This is a genomic window from Pseudonocardia humida (assembly GCF_023898865.1).
GTDB lineage: Bacteria > Actinomycetota > Actinomycetes > Mycobacteriales > Pseudonocardiaceae > Pseudonocardia > Pseudonocardia humida.
This window is the reverse complement of the sequence record NZ_JAGSOV010000087.1, coordinates 1-15,584: the sequence shown is the minus strand read 5'-3', so window position 1 is coordinate 15,584 and position 15,584 is coordinate 1. Positions and strand designations below refer to the sequence as shown.

Sequence of the window (15,584 nt, the reverse complement as noted above, 5' to 3'; positions counted from 1 at the left end):
ACCATGGGGCGGATCACGGCGGGAAAGCCCCATGGTGTTCATGTCGAGCGCCGTCACTCGGTGAGGAAGCCGCCGGACTGGCGGCGCCACAGGTCGGCGTAGCCGCCGCCGGCCGCCAGCAGCTCGGCGTGCGTGCCCTGCTCGGCGACCCGGCCCCTGTCCAGCACGACCAGCCGGTCCATCCCGGCGACCGTGCTGAGCCGGTGCGCCACCGCGATCGCGGTGCGCCCCTCCATCAGCGTCCACAGCGCCTGCTGGATGTGCGCCTCGCTCTGCGAGTCCAGCGCGCTGGTGGCCTCGTCGAGCAGCAGGATCGGCGCGTCGCGCAGGATCGCCCTGGCGATGGCCACCCGCTGGCGCTGCCCGCCGGACAGCTTGACCCCGCGCTCGCCGACCAGCGTCTCGAAGCCCTGCGGCAGGGCGTCGACGAACTCCAGCACGTGCGCGGCGCCGGCGGCCGCGCGGATCTGGTCCTCGGTGGCGTCGGGCCGGCCGAAGGCGATGTTCTCCCGCAGCGTGCGGTGGAACATCACCGGGTCCTGCGGGACGTAGGCGATCAGCCCGCGCAGGTCGGCCTGCGACATCCGGCTGATGTCCTGACCGCCGACCAGTATCCGGCCGCTGTCGACGTCCATCAGCCGCAGCAGCAGCCGGATGATCGTCGTCTTGCCGCCGCCGGAGCGCCCGACCAGCCCCACCCGCTCGCCGTGGGCGATGCTCAGGTCGAGCCCGTCGAACAGCGGTTCGCCCTGCCCGCCGTGGGTGAACCGGACGCCGTCGAGCCGCACGTCGACGCCCTCGGCGACGACCGGCTCCGGCGACTCCGGGTCGAGCACCGTCGGGTCGTCCAGCAGCAGCTCGGTGAACTGGGCGGCCTCGGTGACCGACCGCTCGAGCCCGCGGTAGATCTGGTTGAACTCGAACAGCACGTGGGTGGCCTGCGCGAAGTACGCCACCACGACGAGCACCGCGGCGACGCCCGGGCCGCCGGGGCGGGCCGCGACGACCAGCGCGAGCACCAGGCCGATGCCGCTGGCCAGCACGGACAGCGGCGTGACCAGGGTGTCGATGCGCAGGTTGTGGTAGTCCCAGGAGATCAGCGTGAGCCGCCTGCTCTCCGCGACGCGGCGCCGGTGCTCGGCGGCCTCGCGCAGCTCGGCGGCGTACGCGCGCACGGCGTCCATGTTGGACAGCACGTCGGCCACGTGCCCGGACAGCTTGGCCCAGGCCTCCTCGCGCTCGTCGACCAGCGCCTGCCTGCGCCGGATCAGCGGCGTCACCACCACCGCGGTCAGCACGACCATGCCGAACAGGACCGGGACCAGCCACGGGTCGTACTGCCACAGCACGACGCCGGCGAAGGCGAGCGGCAGCAGCTGGCCCAGGATCTGGAACGAGATGATGTCGACGAAGTCCTCGAACCGGGACGCGAAGCTGAGCACCCGCTTGGTCAGCGAGCCGGCGAAGTTCTCGTGGAAGAACGAGGCGTCCTTGGCCAGCAGCGCGTCCATCCCGTCGACGTAGAGCCGTTCGATGCCGCGCGCATCGACCCGGTTGAGGCAGTGGATGCCCAGCCGCCACAGGGCCTGGCCGGCCAGCATCACGCTCACGAACCCGACGACGTAGGGGACGGCCAGCTCCCGCGTCAGCACCTCGCCGGTGGTGAGGCGCCCGACCAGGGCGGCCACGATCAGCGGCGGGACGTAGTTCAGGCAGATGGCGCCCAGCGCGGGCGCCAGGATCGCGGTGGCGCCGAGCAGCCGGTAGCGGAGCATCTCGCGGAAGTAGGAGCGCAGCGCGAGGCGCACCGCGGGCGCCCGGCGCCGTGGCGGGGACGTCGGTGGTGTGATCGGTGTGGTCTTCTCCGACGCGGGCGGGGTCGCCGCCGCGGTGTCGGTGACCGCGGTGGTCATGACACTCCTCGGGTTGGGGGACCACACATCGTCGGTGCCACCCCCGCGCCGGTCCACCGAGTTTCCCCTGGTTCAGCCCCCGGCGGCGCGCAGGAAGCGCTCGCCGAGCGCGCGCACGTGCCCGCGCAGCTCGGCGGGTTCGACGACGTCGAAGTCGGTGCCGAGCAGCGCGAGGTAGCGGGCGAGCACGGGGAGCGTGTCGGCCCCGGTGCGGAACAGGCAGCGATCGGGCCCGTCCGGCTCCACCGAGCCCATCATCGGCGTGACGACCGCGGCCATCTCCTCGACCGGCGCGTGCAGCCGCACCACGGCCTGGTGCTGCCACATCGCGGTCCCGACGCCCTCGGTGACGTAGCCGGCGAGGTCCTGGGCCGGTGGCTCCCGGGGCGCGAACCGCGGACCGGTCGGCACGACGGGCCGCACCCGGTCGAGCCGGAAGGTCCGCCAGCCGGCGCGGCCCACGTCCCAGGCCACCAGGTACCAGCGCCGGCCGGTGTGCACGAGCCGGTGCGGCTCGGTGTCGCGACGGGCGGCGCGACCGTGGTGGTCGACGTAGTCGAAGCGCAGGCGCTGGTGGTCGCGGACCGCGGTGGACACGGCCACCAGCACGTCGGCGCCCACCGTCGGCCCGCGCCCGGGCACCGGGACGACGGCAGCGGCCAGCGCCGCGATCCGGTTCCGCAGCCGGGCCGGCAGCACGTGCTCCAGCTTGGTCAGCGCCCGGACCGAGGTCTCCTCGATGCCGCCGACCGTGCCCCCGGCCGCCGAGCGCAGCCCGACGGCCACGGCCACCGCCTCGTCGTCGTCGAGCAGCAGCGGTGGGAGGGCGGCGCCGACGCCGAGGCGGTAGCCGCCCGCCGGGCCGGGCGTCGCGTCGACGGGGTAGCCGAGCTCCCGCAGCCGCCCGATGTCGTTGCGCAGGGTCCGCGGGCTCACCCCGAGCCGCGCGACCAGTTCCGGGCCGGGCCAGTCGCGGCGCGACTGCAGCAGCGACAGCAGGCGGAGCAACCTCGCGGACGGGTTCTGCACGACGCCGATTCTCCTCCGAGATGCGGCAAGGATCCTGCCGCATTCCTCCCTACCGTCCTCGACATGGGTACAGACACCGACATCACGCCCTTCACCCTCGACACCCCGCAGGCCGAGCTGGACGACCTGGCCGACCGCCTCGCCCGCACCCGCTGGCCGCGCGAGCTGCCCGGCGTCGGCTGGGAGCGCGGCATCCCGGTCGGCTACCTGCGCGAGCTGGCGCGGTACTGGAGCGACGGGTTCGACTGGCGGGCCCAGGAGCGCCGGATCAACGCGTTCGACCAGTTCACCACCGAGGTCGACGGCCAGTCGATCCACTTCCTGCACGTGCGCTCCCCGGAGCCGGACGCGCTGCCGCTGCTGGTCAGCCACGGCTGGCCCAGCTCCGTGGTGGAGTTCCTGGAGGTCATCGGCCCGCTGACCGACCCTCGGGCGCACGGCGCCGACCCGTCCACGGCGTTCCACCTGGTCGTGCCGTCACTGCCCGGGTTCGCGTTCTCCCCTCCGGTGCGCGAGACCGGCTGGGGGTTGCCGCGGACGGTGGACGCCTACGCCGAGCTGATGCGCAGGCTCGGCTACGACCGCTACGGCACCCAGGGCGGCGACATCGGCGGGGGAGTGGCCGGCATGCTCGCCGCGGCCGCGCCGAAGGTCGGCGGGCAGGTCGTGGGCATCCACATGAACGGCCCGTCCAGCTTCGCCCCGCTGCCCGAGGGGGTCGAGCTGACCGACGCCGAGCGGGTCCGCGCGGAGCGCGACGCGGAGTTCGAGCGCACCGGCTCGGGCTACCTGGCGCTGCAGGCCAACCAGCCCTCCACGATCGGTGTCGCGCTGAACGACTCCCCGGTCGGGCAGCTGGCCTGGATCGCCGAGAAGTTCCGCGCCTGGACCGACCCCGCGAAGTCGACGCCCGACGAGGCGGTCGACCGCGACCTGCTGCTGACCAACGTCACCGCCACCTGGCTGTCCGGTGCCGGGGCGGGCTCGGCCCACTTCGTCTACGAGTCGATGCACGGCCCGCTGGCCTGGGCCGCGCCGGACGCGGCCGGTGCCGCCCCGGAGGGGTCGTGGTCGGGGCCGTCGGTCCCGACCGGCATCGCGGTCTTCGCCGGGGACAACTCCATCCGCGCCCGCTTCGACGACGGCTCGGTCACCCGCTGGACCGAGTACGACCGGGGCGGGCACTTCGCCGCGCTGGAGGTGCCCGACCTGCTGGTCCACGACGTACGGGAGTTCTTCGCGACCGTCCGCTGACCCGTGCACCCCGGGTCGGGACCGACGGTCCGACCTGCTCGTCCGTCCTAGGGCCCGCCCGGTGGGCGCTGGACGCGGTCGATCATCAGCGCCGCGTAGCAGCGGGCCGCGGTGTGCAGGTCGGCGACGGCCACGTGCTCGTCGACCTGGTGCATCCGCTCGGTCGCGCCGGGCCCGAAGAGGATCGTCGGCACCCCGGCCAGCGCGGGTTGCAGCACCGACGCGTCGCTGAAGAACGCCGCGCCGCCCGCGGTCGGCTCGCCGGTGCCCCCGCCGTCCGCGACCGAGGCGGCGGCGAGGGCCGCGGCGACCAGCGGGTCGTCGAGGTCGGTGGCGACGGGCGCGGCTTCGTTCAGCACGGCGACCGCGCCCGTCACGCCGTCGAGCCCGGCGAGCCCGCGCGCGACCGCCCGCTCGACCAGCCGCCGGATCTCGTCGTGGTCGTGGCCGGGCAGCGTGCGGATGTCCAGGGTCGCCCGGCACCGGTCGGGCACGACGTTGGCCGCGGTGCCGCCGCTGATCTGGTTGACGCTCACCGTCGCCGGACCGAGCAGCGGGTGCGGGGCGAGCGCAGGCGGCTCGACCGCCGCGCACGCCGTCACGACGGCGGCCATGGCGGTAACGGCGTTGGCCCCCAGCTCGGGCCGGGCGCCGTGGGCCGCCCGTCCGTGCACGACCACCTCGAGGCGCAGCGCACCCTTGTGCGCGGCGACCACCCGCAGGCCGGTCGGTTCGCCGACCACCAGGCAGCCCGCGGCGGGCAGCCGCCCGGACGCGGCCACGGTCCGAGATCCGACGCAGTCGACCTCCTCGCCGGCCACGCCGTACAGCTGCACGCGGGCAGCGCGGTCGGGTGCCACCTCGTGCAGCGCGGCCAGTGCGGCCAGCATCGATGCCAGCCCGCCCTTCATGTCGACGCTGCCGCGTCCCCACACGTTCCCGTCGACCACCCGCCCGGCGAAGGGCTCCACGGTCCATCCGGTGGGGTCGGCGGGAACCGTGTCGAGGTGGCCGACCAGGAGGACGTCGCACGGTTCGGGGCCGTCCACCGCCGGCCGGTCGCCTGCGGTCACCCGGACGTTGCTGCGCCCGTCGGCGACGGGCTCGACGCGCGCCGCGAGACCCCACAGGCCGGCCATGTCGGCCACCGCGGCGGCCATGGCGTCCTCGCCGCCGGGCGGGTTCTGGCTGGGCGTCGCGACCAGCCGCGCGACGGCCCCCGCCAGGTCCCACCCGTCCAGGCGCGCGAAGACCCGCTCCCGCAGCTCGTCGTCCGCCGTGTCCATTCCTGCCCTCCTCGCGGTGACGGCCGCCTCGTCCTCGACCGTCAGGTGAACGGGTCCCAGCCGTCGGGCAGCGGGGGAGGGGCCGTCGCCGTGCTCGCCACGTCGACGGACCCGCCGGCCGCGGCGGCCTCGATGGTGGTGATCATGACGTCGAGGACGTGGTGGGCCAGCTCGCCCGACGCGCGCTCGGGCTCCCCGGCGCGGATGGCGCGGGCCAGCTCGACGACCCCGACGCCGCGCCCGACCCGGGTGCGGATCGGGGGCGTGCGGAGCACCGAGCCGTCGGCGTGGTGGACCTCGGGGATCGCGTCGAACACGTTCGGGTCGCCCACCACGACGCTCGCCCCGGTGCCGCTGATCTCCAGGTGGCGGCGGCGCAGGGGCGAGTCGAAGCTGAACAGCGCCTGCGCCGTCGTCCCGCCGGTGAACGTGTAGAGCGCGCTGACCTGCGTCGCGACCGTGACCGGGAAGCGCTGCCCGGCCCGCGGGCCGGAGCCGATCACCCGCTCCTCGCGCGCCCGGGTGGCGACGGCCTGCACCCTGGCCACCGGGCCCAGCAGGTGCACGAGCGCGGTCAGGTAGTAGGGGCCAAGGTCGAACAGCGGGCCGGCGCCGTCGCCGTAGAGGAACGCCGGGTCGGGGTGCCAGCTCTCCGGTCCCGGGTTCTGCAGCTGGGCCAGTGCGCTCACCGGCGTGCCGATCGCGCCGGACCGGACGAGCCGCAGCGCGCGCTGGAAGCCCGGCCCCAGCACGGTGTCCGGGGCGGCGGCCACCCGCAGGCCGGCGGACCGGGCCGCGTCGAGCAGCGCGTGCCCGCCCGCGCGGTCGAGCGCGAGCGGCTTCTCGTTCCACACGTGCCGGCCGGCCGCCAGCGCGCTCATCGCCACGTCGACGTGCGCCGTGGGCACGGTCAGGTTGACCACGATCCGCACGTCGTCGTCGGCCAGCAGCTCCTCGACCGACCCGCCGCGCGGCACGTCGAACTCGGTGGCCCTGGCCCGGGCGCGCTCGACGTCGAGGTCGGCGACGAACCGGACGTCCAGGTCGGGGGAGCGGGTCAGCGTGCGCAGGTACTGGGTGCTGATCACCCCGGCGCCCACGACGCCGACGCCGACGCGGTCGCTCACGCCAGCCCCGCCGAGCGCAGCCAGTCGAGGCTGTCGGCCACGGCGGTGAACCGGTCGCCGCGGGTGTCGTCCAGCTCGACCACCCGCAGTGCCCGCGGCGCCGCGTTCACGATGTCCTCGACGGGCAGCGTGCCCCGGCCGACCGCGACCTGGTCGCGGGTCTCGGCGGTGACCGGCCCGTCCTTGAGGTGCAGGGCCAGCACCCGCCCGCCGAGGCGGCCGAGCAGCGCCACCGGGTCCTGGCCGCCGACCGCGGCCCAGTAGACGTCGACCTCCAGCGCCACCCGCTCGTCGAGCTCCGCCGCGAGCAGCTCCAGCGCGGTCGTCCCGTCGTGCTGGATCTCCAGCTCCTGGGCGTGGTTGTGGTAGCCGACGGCCACCCCGTGCGCCGCCGCCAGCTCGGCCGCGGCACCGAGGTCGTCGGCGACGGAGCGCACGCCGTCCGGGGTGGTCCAGCGCTCCCGCGGCACCATCGGGTCGATGACGGTGCGCACGCCCAGCTCGGCGGCCGTGGCGAACACGGCGTCGGCGTCGTCGCGGCCGACGAACGACTGGTGCGCGGTGGGCGCCTCGAGCCCGGCCGCGGGCAGCGCGCCGGCCAGCGCGGCGCCGTGGGTGGTCAACGCGAACGGTTCGACCCGCGTGAACCCCATGCCCGCCAACCGGTCGAGCGTGGCCGGCAGGTCGTCGGTGAGGGCTTCGCGGACGGTGTAGAGCTGCACGGACGGTCCATCGGCCACCTGATCAGCATCGCCCGGCCCGCCACCGGATGACAAGCCGGACGGGATCGTGCGCGGAAGACGGCGCCGGATTTCCGCCTTCCGCGCACGACCCCGGGAGCCCCGACTCAGTCGCTGCCCTGTGCCATCGGCACCGGTGCGGTCGGTTCCCCCGTCTTGGTCCGACCCGGTTGGGTCAGGAACAGCGCCACGAACGCCGCGAACAGCGAGATGCTCCCGGCCAGCGTGAACGCCCCGCCGTGCCCCCAGTTGGCGACGACGACGGCGCCCATGCCCGAACCGGCCAACCCCGACACCAGCTTCGAGCTGTAGACCAGCCCGTAGTTGGAGGCGTTGTTGTTCTCGCCGAAGTAGTCCGCGGTCATGGCCGCGAACATCGGGAAGATCGCCCCGCCGCCGAAGCCGGAGATGCTGGAGAAGATGAGGAAGAACAGCAGGCTCTGTTCGTTCGCCGACCACAGGATCCCGTACTGCGAGAGCCCGAGCACGATGCAGACGAAGATCAGGCAGCGCTTGCGGCCGTACCGGTCGGAGAGCCAGCCGATCACGCCGCGCCCGGTGCCGTTGACGATGGCCTTGAGTGACATGGCCGTGGCCACGATCCCGCCGGCGAACCCGGCCTCCTGACCGATCTCCACCTGGAACGCGATGCCGAAGATGTTCACCCCGGAGGTGCACATCAGGCAGAACCACATCAGCGCGACGCGCCCGGTCCGCCAGGCCTCCCGCGGCGTGTACTGCCGCACCGCGGGCGGGTTCATCTTCAGCGCGCGCCGGGTGCGCGGGTCGTCCGGCACGTGCAGCGGGTCGACGTCGGCTGGCCACCAGTTCTTCGGGGGGTCCTTGAAGAAGTAGCCCGAGACGGCCACCACCCCGGCCAGGAACACCCCGACGGCCACCAGCACCCAGCGGAAGTTCGTCAGGTCCATGTAGCCGGTGAACAGGAACACGAACGGCACCGAGCCGTAGGCGAACCCGCCGTTGACGAACCCGGTCTTGCCGCCCTTCCGCTCCGGGTACCACTTGGCGACCATGTTGACGCAGGTCGCGTAGACCAGCCCGGCGCCCATCCCGCTGAACGCGCCGAACCCGATGTAGGCGACGACGACGTGCGGCGCGAACGCCAGCGACACGTACCCGATGAGGGTGCCGAGCGCGCCGAGCATCATCGCCCAGCGCGCCGGCAGCCTCCCGCTCTCCCGCAGCTTCCCGGCCGGGAACGCCACCGCGGCCTGGAAGAACACCCACACCCCGAGCATCCAGAAGATGTGCAGGCTGCTCCAGCTGTGCGCGATGTGCAGGGTTTCCTCGGCCGAGGCGAACGCGTACTCGGCCGAGGAGATGCCCATCATGCCGATCCACGGCAGGATGACCATCCACTTGCGCTTGCGACCCATGATGTCGATATCGGTCTCGCCCAACCGGTACACCCGGCCGTTGGGGTCGACTACCTCGCGGTACGGCAGTGCTGTGGTGGTCACTCTGGACGTCTCCTTTGACGGACAAGTGCGCGGGCGTGCGGCCTCTTTCCTGCGGTGCTCAGCTCAGTGCGCCCGGGCGGGCGCGTGGTGGTGGGCGGGGCTCAGAGCAGCCCGGCGGCGCGGGCCCAGCGGTACTTGGCGCCCAGCACGGCGACCGGCATCTCGGTCGTGTAGGGGTAGGCGACGATGCCGTTGCGGTAGAGGTGCTCGCTGGCCCGCTCGACCTCGGTGTCGCCGGCCAGCGAGGCCACGACGGGCTTGTCGATGCCCTTGGCCCTGGCCTCCGCGACCACCCGGGAGGTGAGCTCGGCGAAGACCATCGGCGGGGTGACGATGGTGTGCCAGTAGCCCAGGATCAGCGCGTGGATCCGCGGGTCCTCCAGACCGAGGCGGATCGTGGCCTCGTAGGTGCTCGGGGGTTCGCCGCCGGTGATGTCGATGGGGTTCCCGGCCGCCCCGAACGGCGGGATGAACGCCCGGAACGCCTCGTCGAGGTCCGCCGGGATGTCCATCAGGTCCAGCCCGTTGAGCACGCAGGCGTCCGACAGCAGCACGCCGGACCCGCCGGCCCCGGTGATGATGACGACGTTCTCGCCCTTCGGCGTGGGCAGCACCGGCAGCCCTCGGGCGTACTCGAGCATGTCGTTGAGCCCGGGTGCCCGGACCACGCCGGCCTGGCGCAGGATGTCGTCGTAGACCTTGTCGTCGCCGGCCAGCGCACCGGTGTGCGAGCTGGCGGCGCGCGCACCCATCGCCGTGCGGCCCGCCTTGAGCACCACAACCGGCTTCTTGCGGGTGACCCGCTGCGCGGTATCGACGAACGACCGGCCGTCCTTGAGGTCCTCCAGGTGCATCGCGACGCACGTCGTGTTGGGGTCGGACTCGAAGAACGTGAGCAGGTCGTCCTCGTCGATGTCGGCCTTGTTGCCCAACCCCACGATCGCCGAGACGCCCATCCCGGTGGTGCGCGCGAAGCCCAGGATCGCCATCCCGATCCCGCCGCTCTGCGAGGTCAGGGCCACGCCGCCGCGCACGTCGTAGGGAGTGCAGAAGGTGGCGCAGAGGTCCTCGTGGGTGGAGTAGTAGCCGTAGATGTTCGGGCCCAGCAGCCGCACCCCGTGCTCCTGGGCGGTGGCGACCAGCTTCTCCTGCAGCTCGACCTCGCCGGTCTCGGCGAACCCGGACGGGATGAGCACCGCGGCCGGGATGCCCTTGCGGCCCACCTCGGCCACCGCGTCGACGACGAACCTCGCCGGCACCGCGAACACGGCCACGTCGACCTCGCCGGGGATGTCGCCGACGCTGCGGTAGGCCTTCTTCCCGAGTATCTCGTCGGCCTTCGGGTTGACCGGGAAGATCTCGCCCGCGTAGCCGCCGTTGATGAGGTTCCTCATCACCGAGTTGCCGATCTTGCCGTCCTCGGCGGACGCCCCGATCACGGCGACCGCGCGCGGGCGCATCAGCCGGGTCATCGTGGCCAGGATCTCCTCCTGGGTGTAGCGCACCGGCTCGTGCCGCTCGCCGTTGTCGAGCAGGATCCGCACGTCGGCGGCCCAGGCGCCGTCCGGGCGGGCGAACACCGGGTTGAGGTCGAACTCCCGGATCTGCGGGAAGTCGGTGACCAGCAGCGACAACCGGGACACGACGTCGGCCAGCGCCTCGGCGTCCACCGCGTCGCCGCCCCGCACGCCGTGCAGGATCTCGGCGGCGGCGATGTCGTCGAGCATGGCGCGCGCCTGGGCCGGGTCGACCGGCGCCATCCGGAACGTGACGTCCTTGAGGACCTCCACGAGCACCCCGCCCAGGCCGAACGCGACGACCTTGCCGAACGTCGGGTCGGTGACCGCGCCGACGATCACCTCCTGACCGCCGGTCAGCATCTGCTGCACCTGCACGCCGTCGATCGCGGCGTCCGCGTCGTAGGCGCGGGCGTTGGCCAGGATCTCGCCGAACGCCGCGCGCACCTCCTCGGCACCGCGGACGCCGACCTTCACCCCGCCCGCCTCGGTCTTGTGCAGGATGTCCGGTGAGACGATCTTGAGCACCACCGGGCCGCCGAGCTCCTCGGCGATGCGCACGGCGTCGTCCGCGCCGGTGGCCAGGCCCTCGCCCGGCGTCGGGATGCCGTAGGCGGTGCAGACCCGCCTGCCCTCCGGCGCGGTGAGCGACTCCCGGCCCTCGGCCAGGGCCTTGTCCAGGATGTCGCGGACGGTGTCGCGGTCGACGGCCGTCGAGGTGTCGGTGGTGGTGGCGTCGGCGGTGGCGGTCATCAGATCACCCCCGACTCGCGCAGGCCCGCGTACTCGTCGGCGTCGACGCCGAGCTCGCGCAGGAACACCTCGTCGTTGTGCTCGCCCAGCAGCGGCGAGGTCTCGACCTTGACCGGCGACTCGGACAGCTTGATCGGGCAGCCGACCGTGGTGAACGGGCCCCGCTCCGGGTGGTCGACGGTGACGATCATGTTGTTGTCGACCAGCGAGGCGTCGGAGATGATCTCCTGGGTGGACAGGATCGGCCCGCACGGGATGCCGTGCGCGTTGAGCTGGGCCAGCACCTCCCACTTGTCGAGGTTGCTGGACCACTCCTCGATCAGCTGGAACATCTTGTCCAGCTTGCTGAGCCGGGCCTGCGGGGTCGCCCACTCCGGGTCGTCGGCCAGCTCGGGGCGGCCGATCAGCGCGCTGATCGGCGCCCATCCCGGTGGTTGGACGATGACGTAGACCCAGTCGTTCGGGCCGCCCGGGCGGCACTTGACCGCCCAGCCGGGCTGCCCGCCGCCGGAGGCGTTGCCCGAGCGCGGCACCTCCTCGCCGAACTCCTTGTTCGGGTACTCGTCGAGCGGGCCGTGGGCCAGGCGCTGCTGGTCGCGCAGCTTGACCCGGCACAGGTTCAGCACGGCGTGCTGCATGGCCACGGTGACCCGCTGGCCGCGCCCGGTGCTCTGGCGCTGCACCAGCGCGGCCAGGATGCCGGCCACGACGTGCACGCCGGTGCCGGAGTCGCCGATCTGCGCGCCGGTGGCCAGCGGCGGGCCGTCCTCGAAACCGGTGGTGCTCATCGAGCCGCCCATCGCCTGGGCGACCACCTCGTAGGCCTTGAAGTGGGTGTACGGGCCCTCGCCGAAGCCCTTGATCGAGGCGTAGACCAGCCGCGGGTTGAGCTCGCGCAGGCGGTCCCACGTGAACCCCATGCGGTCGACCGCGCCGGGGCCGAAGTTCTCCACCATCACGTCGGCCGACTTCACGAGCTCGACGAAGAGCTCCTTGCCGCGCTCGGTCTTCATGTTCAGCGTGATGCTGCGCTTGTTGCAGTTCAGCATCGTGAAGTAGAGCGAGTCGACGTCGGGGACGTCGCGCAGCTGCTTGCGGGTGATGTCGCCGGAGGGCGCCTCCAGCTTGACCACGTCGGCGCCCAGCCAGGCCAGCAGCTGGGTGGCCGACGGCCCGGACTGGACGTGGGTCATGTCGAGCACGCGGATGCCGGCCAGGGCCTGGCTCGCGCCGGGGGCAGGGCTCGTGACGGTGTCGGTCATCTGGGGTCCCCGATCACTTGTACATCGTCTGGTTCATGGTTCCGGGCGCGTACACGTCCGGATCGACCCAGACGTTGATCAACGAGGGCTTGCCGGACTCGCGGGCGCGCAGCAGCGCCGGGCCGATGTCGGCGGGGTCGCGGACCTCCTCGCCGTAGCCGCCGAGCATCCGCGCGAACTCGCTGTAGCGGACGTCGCCGAGGGTGTTGCCGACCCGGCCGCGGTCCTCGCCGTACTTCTGGATCTGGCCGTAGCGGATCTGGTTCATCGACGAGTTGTTGCCGACGATCCCGACGAAGGGCAGGTCGTAGCGGACGAGGGTCTCGAAGTCCCAGCCGGTGAGGCTGAACGCGCCGTCGCCGAACAGGGCGACGACCTCCTTGTCGGGCCGGGCCAGCTTGGCCGCCAGCACGAACGGGACGCCGACACCGAGCGTGCCCAGCGGGCCCGGGTCCATCCAGTGCCCCGGCGACTTGGGCTGCACGACCTGCCCGGAGAAGGTGACGATGTCGCCGCCGTCGCCGATGTAGATCGAGTCCTCGGTCAGGAACTCGTTGATCTCGTGCACCAGCCGGTAGGGGTCGATGGGGGAGGCGTTCGAGTGCTGGCGGGGCAGGCGCTTGTCGGATGCCCTCGTCTCGACCGCGCGCAGCTCCTCGACCCACGCCGTGCGGGCCGGCTGCGGACCGGCCGCCGCGGTGACCGCGGCCAGTACCGTGCCCGCGTCGCCGACGATCCCGAGGTCGATGTCGCGGTTCTTGCCGACGGTGCGGAAGTCCAGGTCGATCTGCACCACCTTCGCGGTGGGGGAGAGCCTGCGCCCGTAGCCCATCCGGAAGTCGAACGGCGTGCCCACGATGATGATCAGGTCGGACTCGGTGAAGGCGTGCCTGCGGGCCAGCTGGAAGTGCATCGGGTCGCCGGGGGGCAGCGTGCCCCGCCCGGCGCCGTTCATGAACGCCGGCACCCCCAGGGTGCGCACGAACTCGATGGCCGCGTCGGTGGCCCGGCAGGTCCAGACCTGGCTGCCCAGCAGGATGCAGGGCTTCCGCGCCCGCGAGACCAGCGCGGCGAGACGCTCGACGTCGGCCGGGTCGCCCAGGGCGCGCCGCGAGGCCCGGTAGTGCCCGGCCTCCGGGATCCGGGCCTTCTCGATCGGCACCCTGGCGTCGAGCACGTCGCGCGGGATCTCCAGGAACGACGGGCCGGGCGCGCCGTGGAAGCACTCCCGGAAGGCCATCGAGACCATGTCGGCGGCGCGGGCCGTGTCCGGCACGGTGGCCGAGAACTTGGTGATCGGCGCCATCATGTCGACGTGCGGTAGGTCCTGCAGGGAGCCCATCTTGTGCTGGGTGAGCGCGCCCTGGCCGCCGATCAGCAGCATCGGGCTCTCCGCGCGCAGCGCGTTCGCCACGCCGGTGACGGCGTCGGTGGTGCCCGGCCCCGCGGTCACCACCGCGCATCCGGGGCGCCCGGTGATGCGCGCGTAGCCGTCGGCGGCGTGCGCGGCCACCTGCTCGTGGCGGACGTCGACGACGGTGATGCCCTCGTCCACGCAGCCGTCGTAGATGTCGATGATGTGGCCGCCGCACAGCGTGAAGATCGTGTCGACGCCCTCGGCCTTGAGCGCCTTCGCCACCAGGTGCCCGCCGGAGATGGTGGCGTCCGCGGTCGTCGTCGACTCCGGGGCCGCTGTCGCACCGGCCGCTCCGTTGCGGGCGGTGCTACCAGGGACTGTCTGGGTCATGGAGAGGTCAGCTCCTCAACGTCGGGAAGGCCGGTCGAGCTGTGTGGATACTGCATACCGTATGGAGACTTGGTACTCCTTGAGGCCGGTGTTGTCCAGACCACAATCGGCGGTGCCGTCGGGCTATTGCATACTGCATACTGATCGACTCGGACACCGCCGAAGGGGAGATGCGATGAAGGTTGCTGTGGTCGGAGCAGGGGCGATCGGTGCCTACGTCGGAGCGGCGCTCTGCCGAGCGGGCGTCGAGGTGCACCTGCTGGCCCGCGGGCCGCACCTGGCCGCACTGCGCGCGCACGGGGTGCGCGTGCTCAGCCCGCGCGGCGACTTCGCCGCCCACCCGCACGCCACCGACGACCCGGCCGAGATCGGGCCCGTCGACCACGTCCTGCTGGGCGTCAAGGCCAACGCCTACGCCGCGGCGGGGCCACTCGTGACGCCGCTGCTGCACGAGCGCACCACGCTGATCGCCGCCCAGAACGGCATCCCGTGGTGGTACTTCCACCGCCTCGCCGGCCCCTACGAGGGCACCCGGCTGGAGAGCGTCGACCCCGGGGGAGCGGTCACCGCCGCCCTCCCGCTCGAGCGCGCCGTCGGCTGCGTCGTCTACGCGGCCACCGAGATCAGCGCGCCCGGCGTCGTGCAGCACCTGGAGGGCACCCGCTTCTCCATCGGCGAGCCCGCGGGCGGCGTCTCACCGCGGTGCACCGAGTTCGCCGACGCCATGGTCGCCGGCGGCCTGAAGTGCCCCGTCGAACCCGACCTGCGCGACGACATCTGGATCAAACTGATGGGCAACATCGCGTTCAACCCGCTCAGCGCGCTGACCCGGGCCACCATGGCCGGCATCTGCCGGCACCCCGGCACCAGGACGCTGGTGGCCACCATGATGGAGGAGACCCTGGAGGTCGCCGCCCGCGTCGGCGCCAAGCCGGAGATCTCGGTGCAGAAGCGGCTGGCCGGCGCCGAGCGCACCGGCGAGCACAAGACCTCCACGTTGCAGGACCTCGAACGCGGCCGACCCATGGAGCTCGACGTGCTGCTCGCCGCGGTCGTCGAGATCGCCGACCTGACCGGCGCCGAGGTGCCCACGCTCCGCGTCGTGTCGGCCCTGGCCGACCTGCTCAACCAGGAGATCGCCGCCGCCTGAACCCCTGGTGCAACGAGAGCCGCTCTCGCTCGGCGAGTGGCACGAACCCGCCTCTCGTCGACCCACCCGTCCCGGCGAAGCGAGTGGCGCGCTCGCCCGATGAGGCTGGGCGAATGCGCCGCTCGCTCGCCCGGGCGGGACGAGGGTCGCGTTCGCTCCGTCAGGTGCAACGAGAGTCGCGCTCGCGTCCCGGCGAGGCGGCGCGCAGCGCCGCGAGCCGGGCCGAGCCCGGTGGGCGCGAAGCGCCCACCTCACCCCCGGAAGTGCTCCCCAGCCGTCGCCTCGGCGCGCACGGCGCAGCGCCTCCGGCGCCGACCTGCACCCC

Annotated in this window: 11 protein-coding genes; 2 read left to right on the top strand and 9 right to left on the bottom strand. The window is 73.0% G+C overall.

What is annotated here, in order from left to right; translation table 11 throughout:
- Positions 1-53: 53 nt before the first annotated feature.
- On the bottom strand, positions 54-1,913 hold the full coding sequence (locus tag KDL28_RS37040; protein ID WP_252446161.1) for an ABC transporter ATP-binding protein: 1,860 nt from the start codon (positions 1,911-1,913) through the stop codon (positions 54-56).
- A gap of 72 nt (positions 1,914-1,985) precedes the next feature.
- A complete protein-coding gene (locus tag KDL28_RS37035) occupies positions 1,986-2,942 on the bottom strand; it encodes a helix-turn-helix transcriptional regulator (protein ID WP_252446160.1) in 957 nt (318 codons plus the stop codon).
- Positions 2,943-3,005: 63 nt separating this feature from the next.
- On the opposite strand from KDL28_RS37035, the gene KDL28_RS37030 reads away from it, so the two are divergent.
- Complete coding sequence (locus KDL28_RS37030; RefSeq protein ID WP_252446159.1) at positions 3,006-4,196, top strand: epoxide hydrolase family protein; 1,191 nt, start codon at positions 3,006-3,008, stop codon at positions 4,194-4,196.
- 47 nt (positions 4,197-4,243) lie between these two features.
- Here KDL28_RS37030 and KDL28_RS37025 read toward each other — a convergent pair whose 3' ends face one another.
- The 7 genes from KDL28_RS37025 to KDL28_RS36995 all read right to left on the bottom strand — a co-directional run bounded on the left by KDL28_RS37025 (position 4,244) and on the right by KDL28_RS36995 (position 14,109).
- Positions 4,244-5,482, bottom strand: a complete 1,239-nt coding sequence (locus KDL28_RS37025) for a M20/M25/M40 family metallo-hydrolase (protein WP_252446158.1) — start codon at positions 5,480-5,482, stop codon at positions 4,244-4,246.
- Positions 5,483-5,523: 41 nt separating this feature from the next.
- Positions 5,524-6,609, bottom strand: a complete 1,086-nt coding sequence (locus KDL28_RS37020; RefSeq protein ID WP_252446157.1) for a Gfo/Idh/MocA family protein — start codon at positions 6,607-6,609, stop codon at positions 5,524-5,526.
- Positions 6,606-7,349: a sugar phosphate isomerase/epimerase family protein gene (locus KDL28_RS37015; protein WP_252446156.1), complete on the bottom strand. Its 744-nt coding sequence runs from the start codon at positions 7,347-7,349 to the stop codon at positions 6,606-6,608. Before KDL28_RS37015 ends, KDL28_RS37020 begins: the two co-directional genes overlap by 4 nt.
- 107 nt (positions 7,350-7,456) lie before the next feature.
- The gene (locus tag KDL28_RS37010; RefSeq protein ID WP_252446155.1) at positions 7,457-8,830 is read right to left on the bottom strand and encodes an OFA family MFS transporter; all 1,374 of its coding nucleotides are present in this window, start codon (positions 8,828-8,830) and stop codon (positions 7,457-7,459) included.
- A 101-nt stretch (positions 8,831-8,931) separates the two neighbouring features.
- Positions 8,932-11,100, bottom strand: coding sequence for an acetate--CoA ligase family protein (locus tag KDL28_RS37005; protein WP_252446154.1), 2,169 nt, complete (start codon positions 11,098-11,100; stop codon positions 8,932-8,934).
- Positions 11,100-12,362, bottom strand: a complete 1,263-nt coding sequence (gene frc / locus KDL28_RS37000; RefSeq protein WP_252446153.1) for a formyl-CoA transferase — start codon at positions 12,360-12,362, stop codon at positions 11,100-11,102. Before frc ends, KDL28_RS37005 begins: the two co-directional genes overlap by 1 nt.
- A gap of 13 nt (positions 12,363-12,375) precedes the next feature.
- Complete coding sequence (locus tag KDL28_RS36995; RefSeq protein WP_252446152.1) at positions 12,376-14,109, bottom strand: thiamine pyrophosphate-binding protein; 1,734 nt, start codon at positions 14,107-14,109, stop codon at positions 12,376-12,378.
- 175 nt (positions 14,110-14,284) lie between these two features.
- Here KDL28_RS36995 and KDL28_RS36990 point away from each other — a divergent pair, with 175 nt between their 5' ends.
- Complete coding sequence (locus tag KDL28_RS36990) at positions 14,285-15,259, top strand: 2-dehydropantoate 2-reductase (protein ID WP_252446150.1); 975 nt, start codon at positions 14,285-14,287, stop codon at positions 15,257-15,259.
- Positions 15,260-15,584 lie beyond the last annotated feature (325 nt).

Excerpts from the sequence above, each read along its gene's own strand:
- KDL28_RS37005 (WP_252446154.1), bottom strand. The coding sequence starts at position 11,100 with ATGACCGCCACCGCCGACGCCACCACCACCGACACCTCGACGGCCGTC.
- KDL28_RS36990 (WP_252446150.1), top strand. The coding sequence starts at position 14,285 with ATGAAGGTTGCTGTGGTCGGAGCAGGGGCGATCGGTGCCTACGTCGGA.
- KDL28_RS36995 (WP_252446152.1), bottom strand. The coding sequence starts at position 14,109 with ATGACCCAGACAGTCCCTGGTAGCACCGCCCGCAACGGAGCGGCCGGT.
- KDL28_RS37025 (WP_252446158.1), bottom strand. The coding sequence starts at position 5,482 with ATGGACACGGCGGACGACGAGCTGCGGGAGCGGGTCTTCGCGCGCCTG.
- frc (WP_252446153.1), bottom strand. The coding sequence starts at position 12,362 with ATGACCGACACCGTCACGAGCCCTGCCCCCGGCGCGAGCCAGGCCCTG.
- KDL28_RS37030 (WP_252446159.1), top strand. The coding sequence starts at position 3,006 with ATGGGTACAGACACCGACATCACGCCCTTCACCCTCGACACCCCGCAG.
- KDL28_RS37040 (WP_252446161.1), bottom strand. The coding sequence starts at position 1,913 with ATGACCACCGCGGTCACCGACACCGCGGCGGCGACCCCGCCCGCGTCG.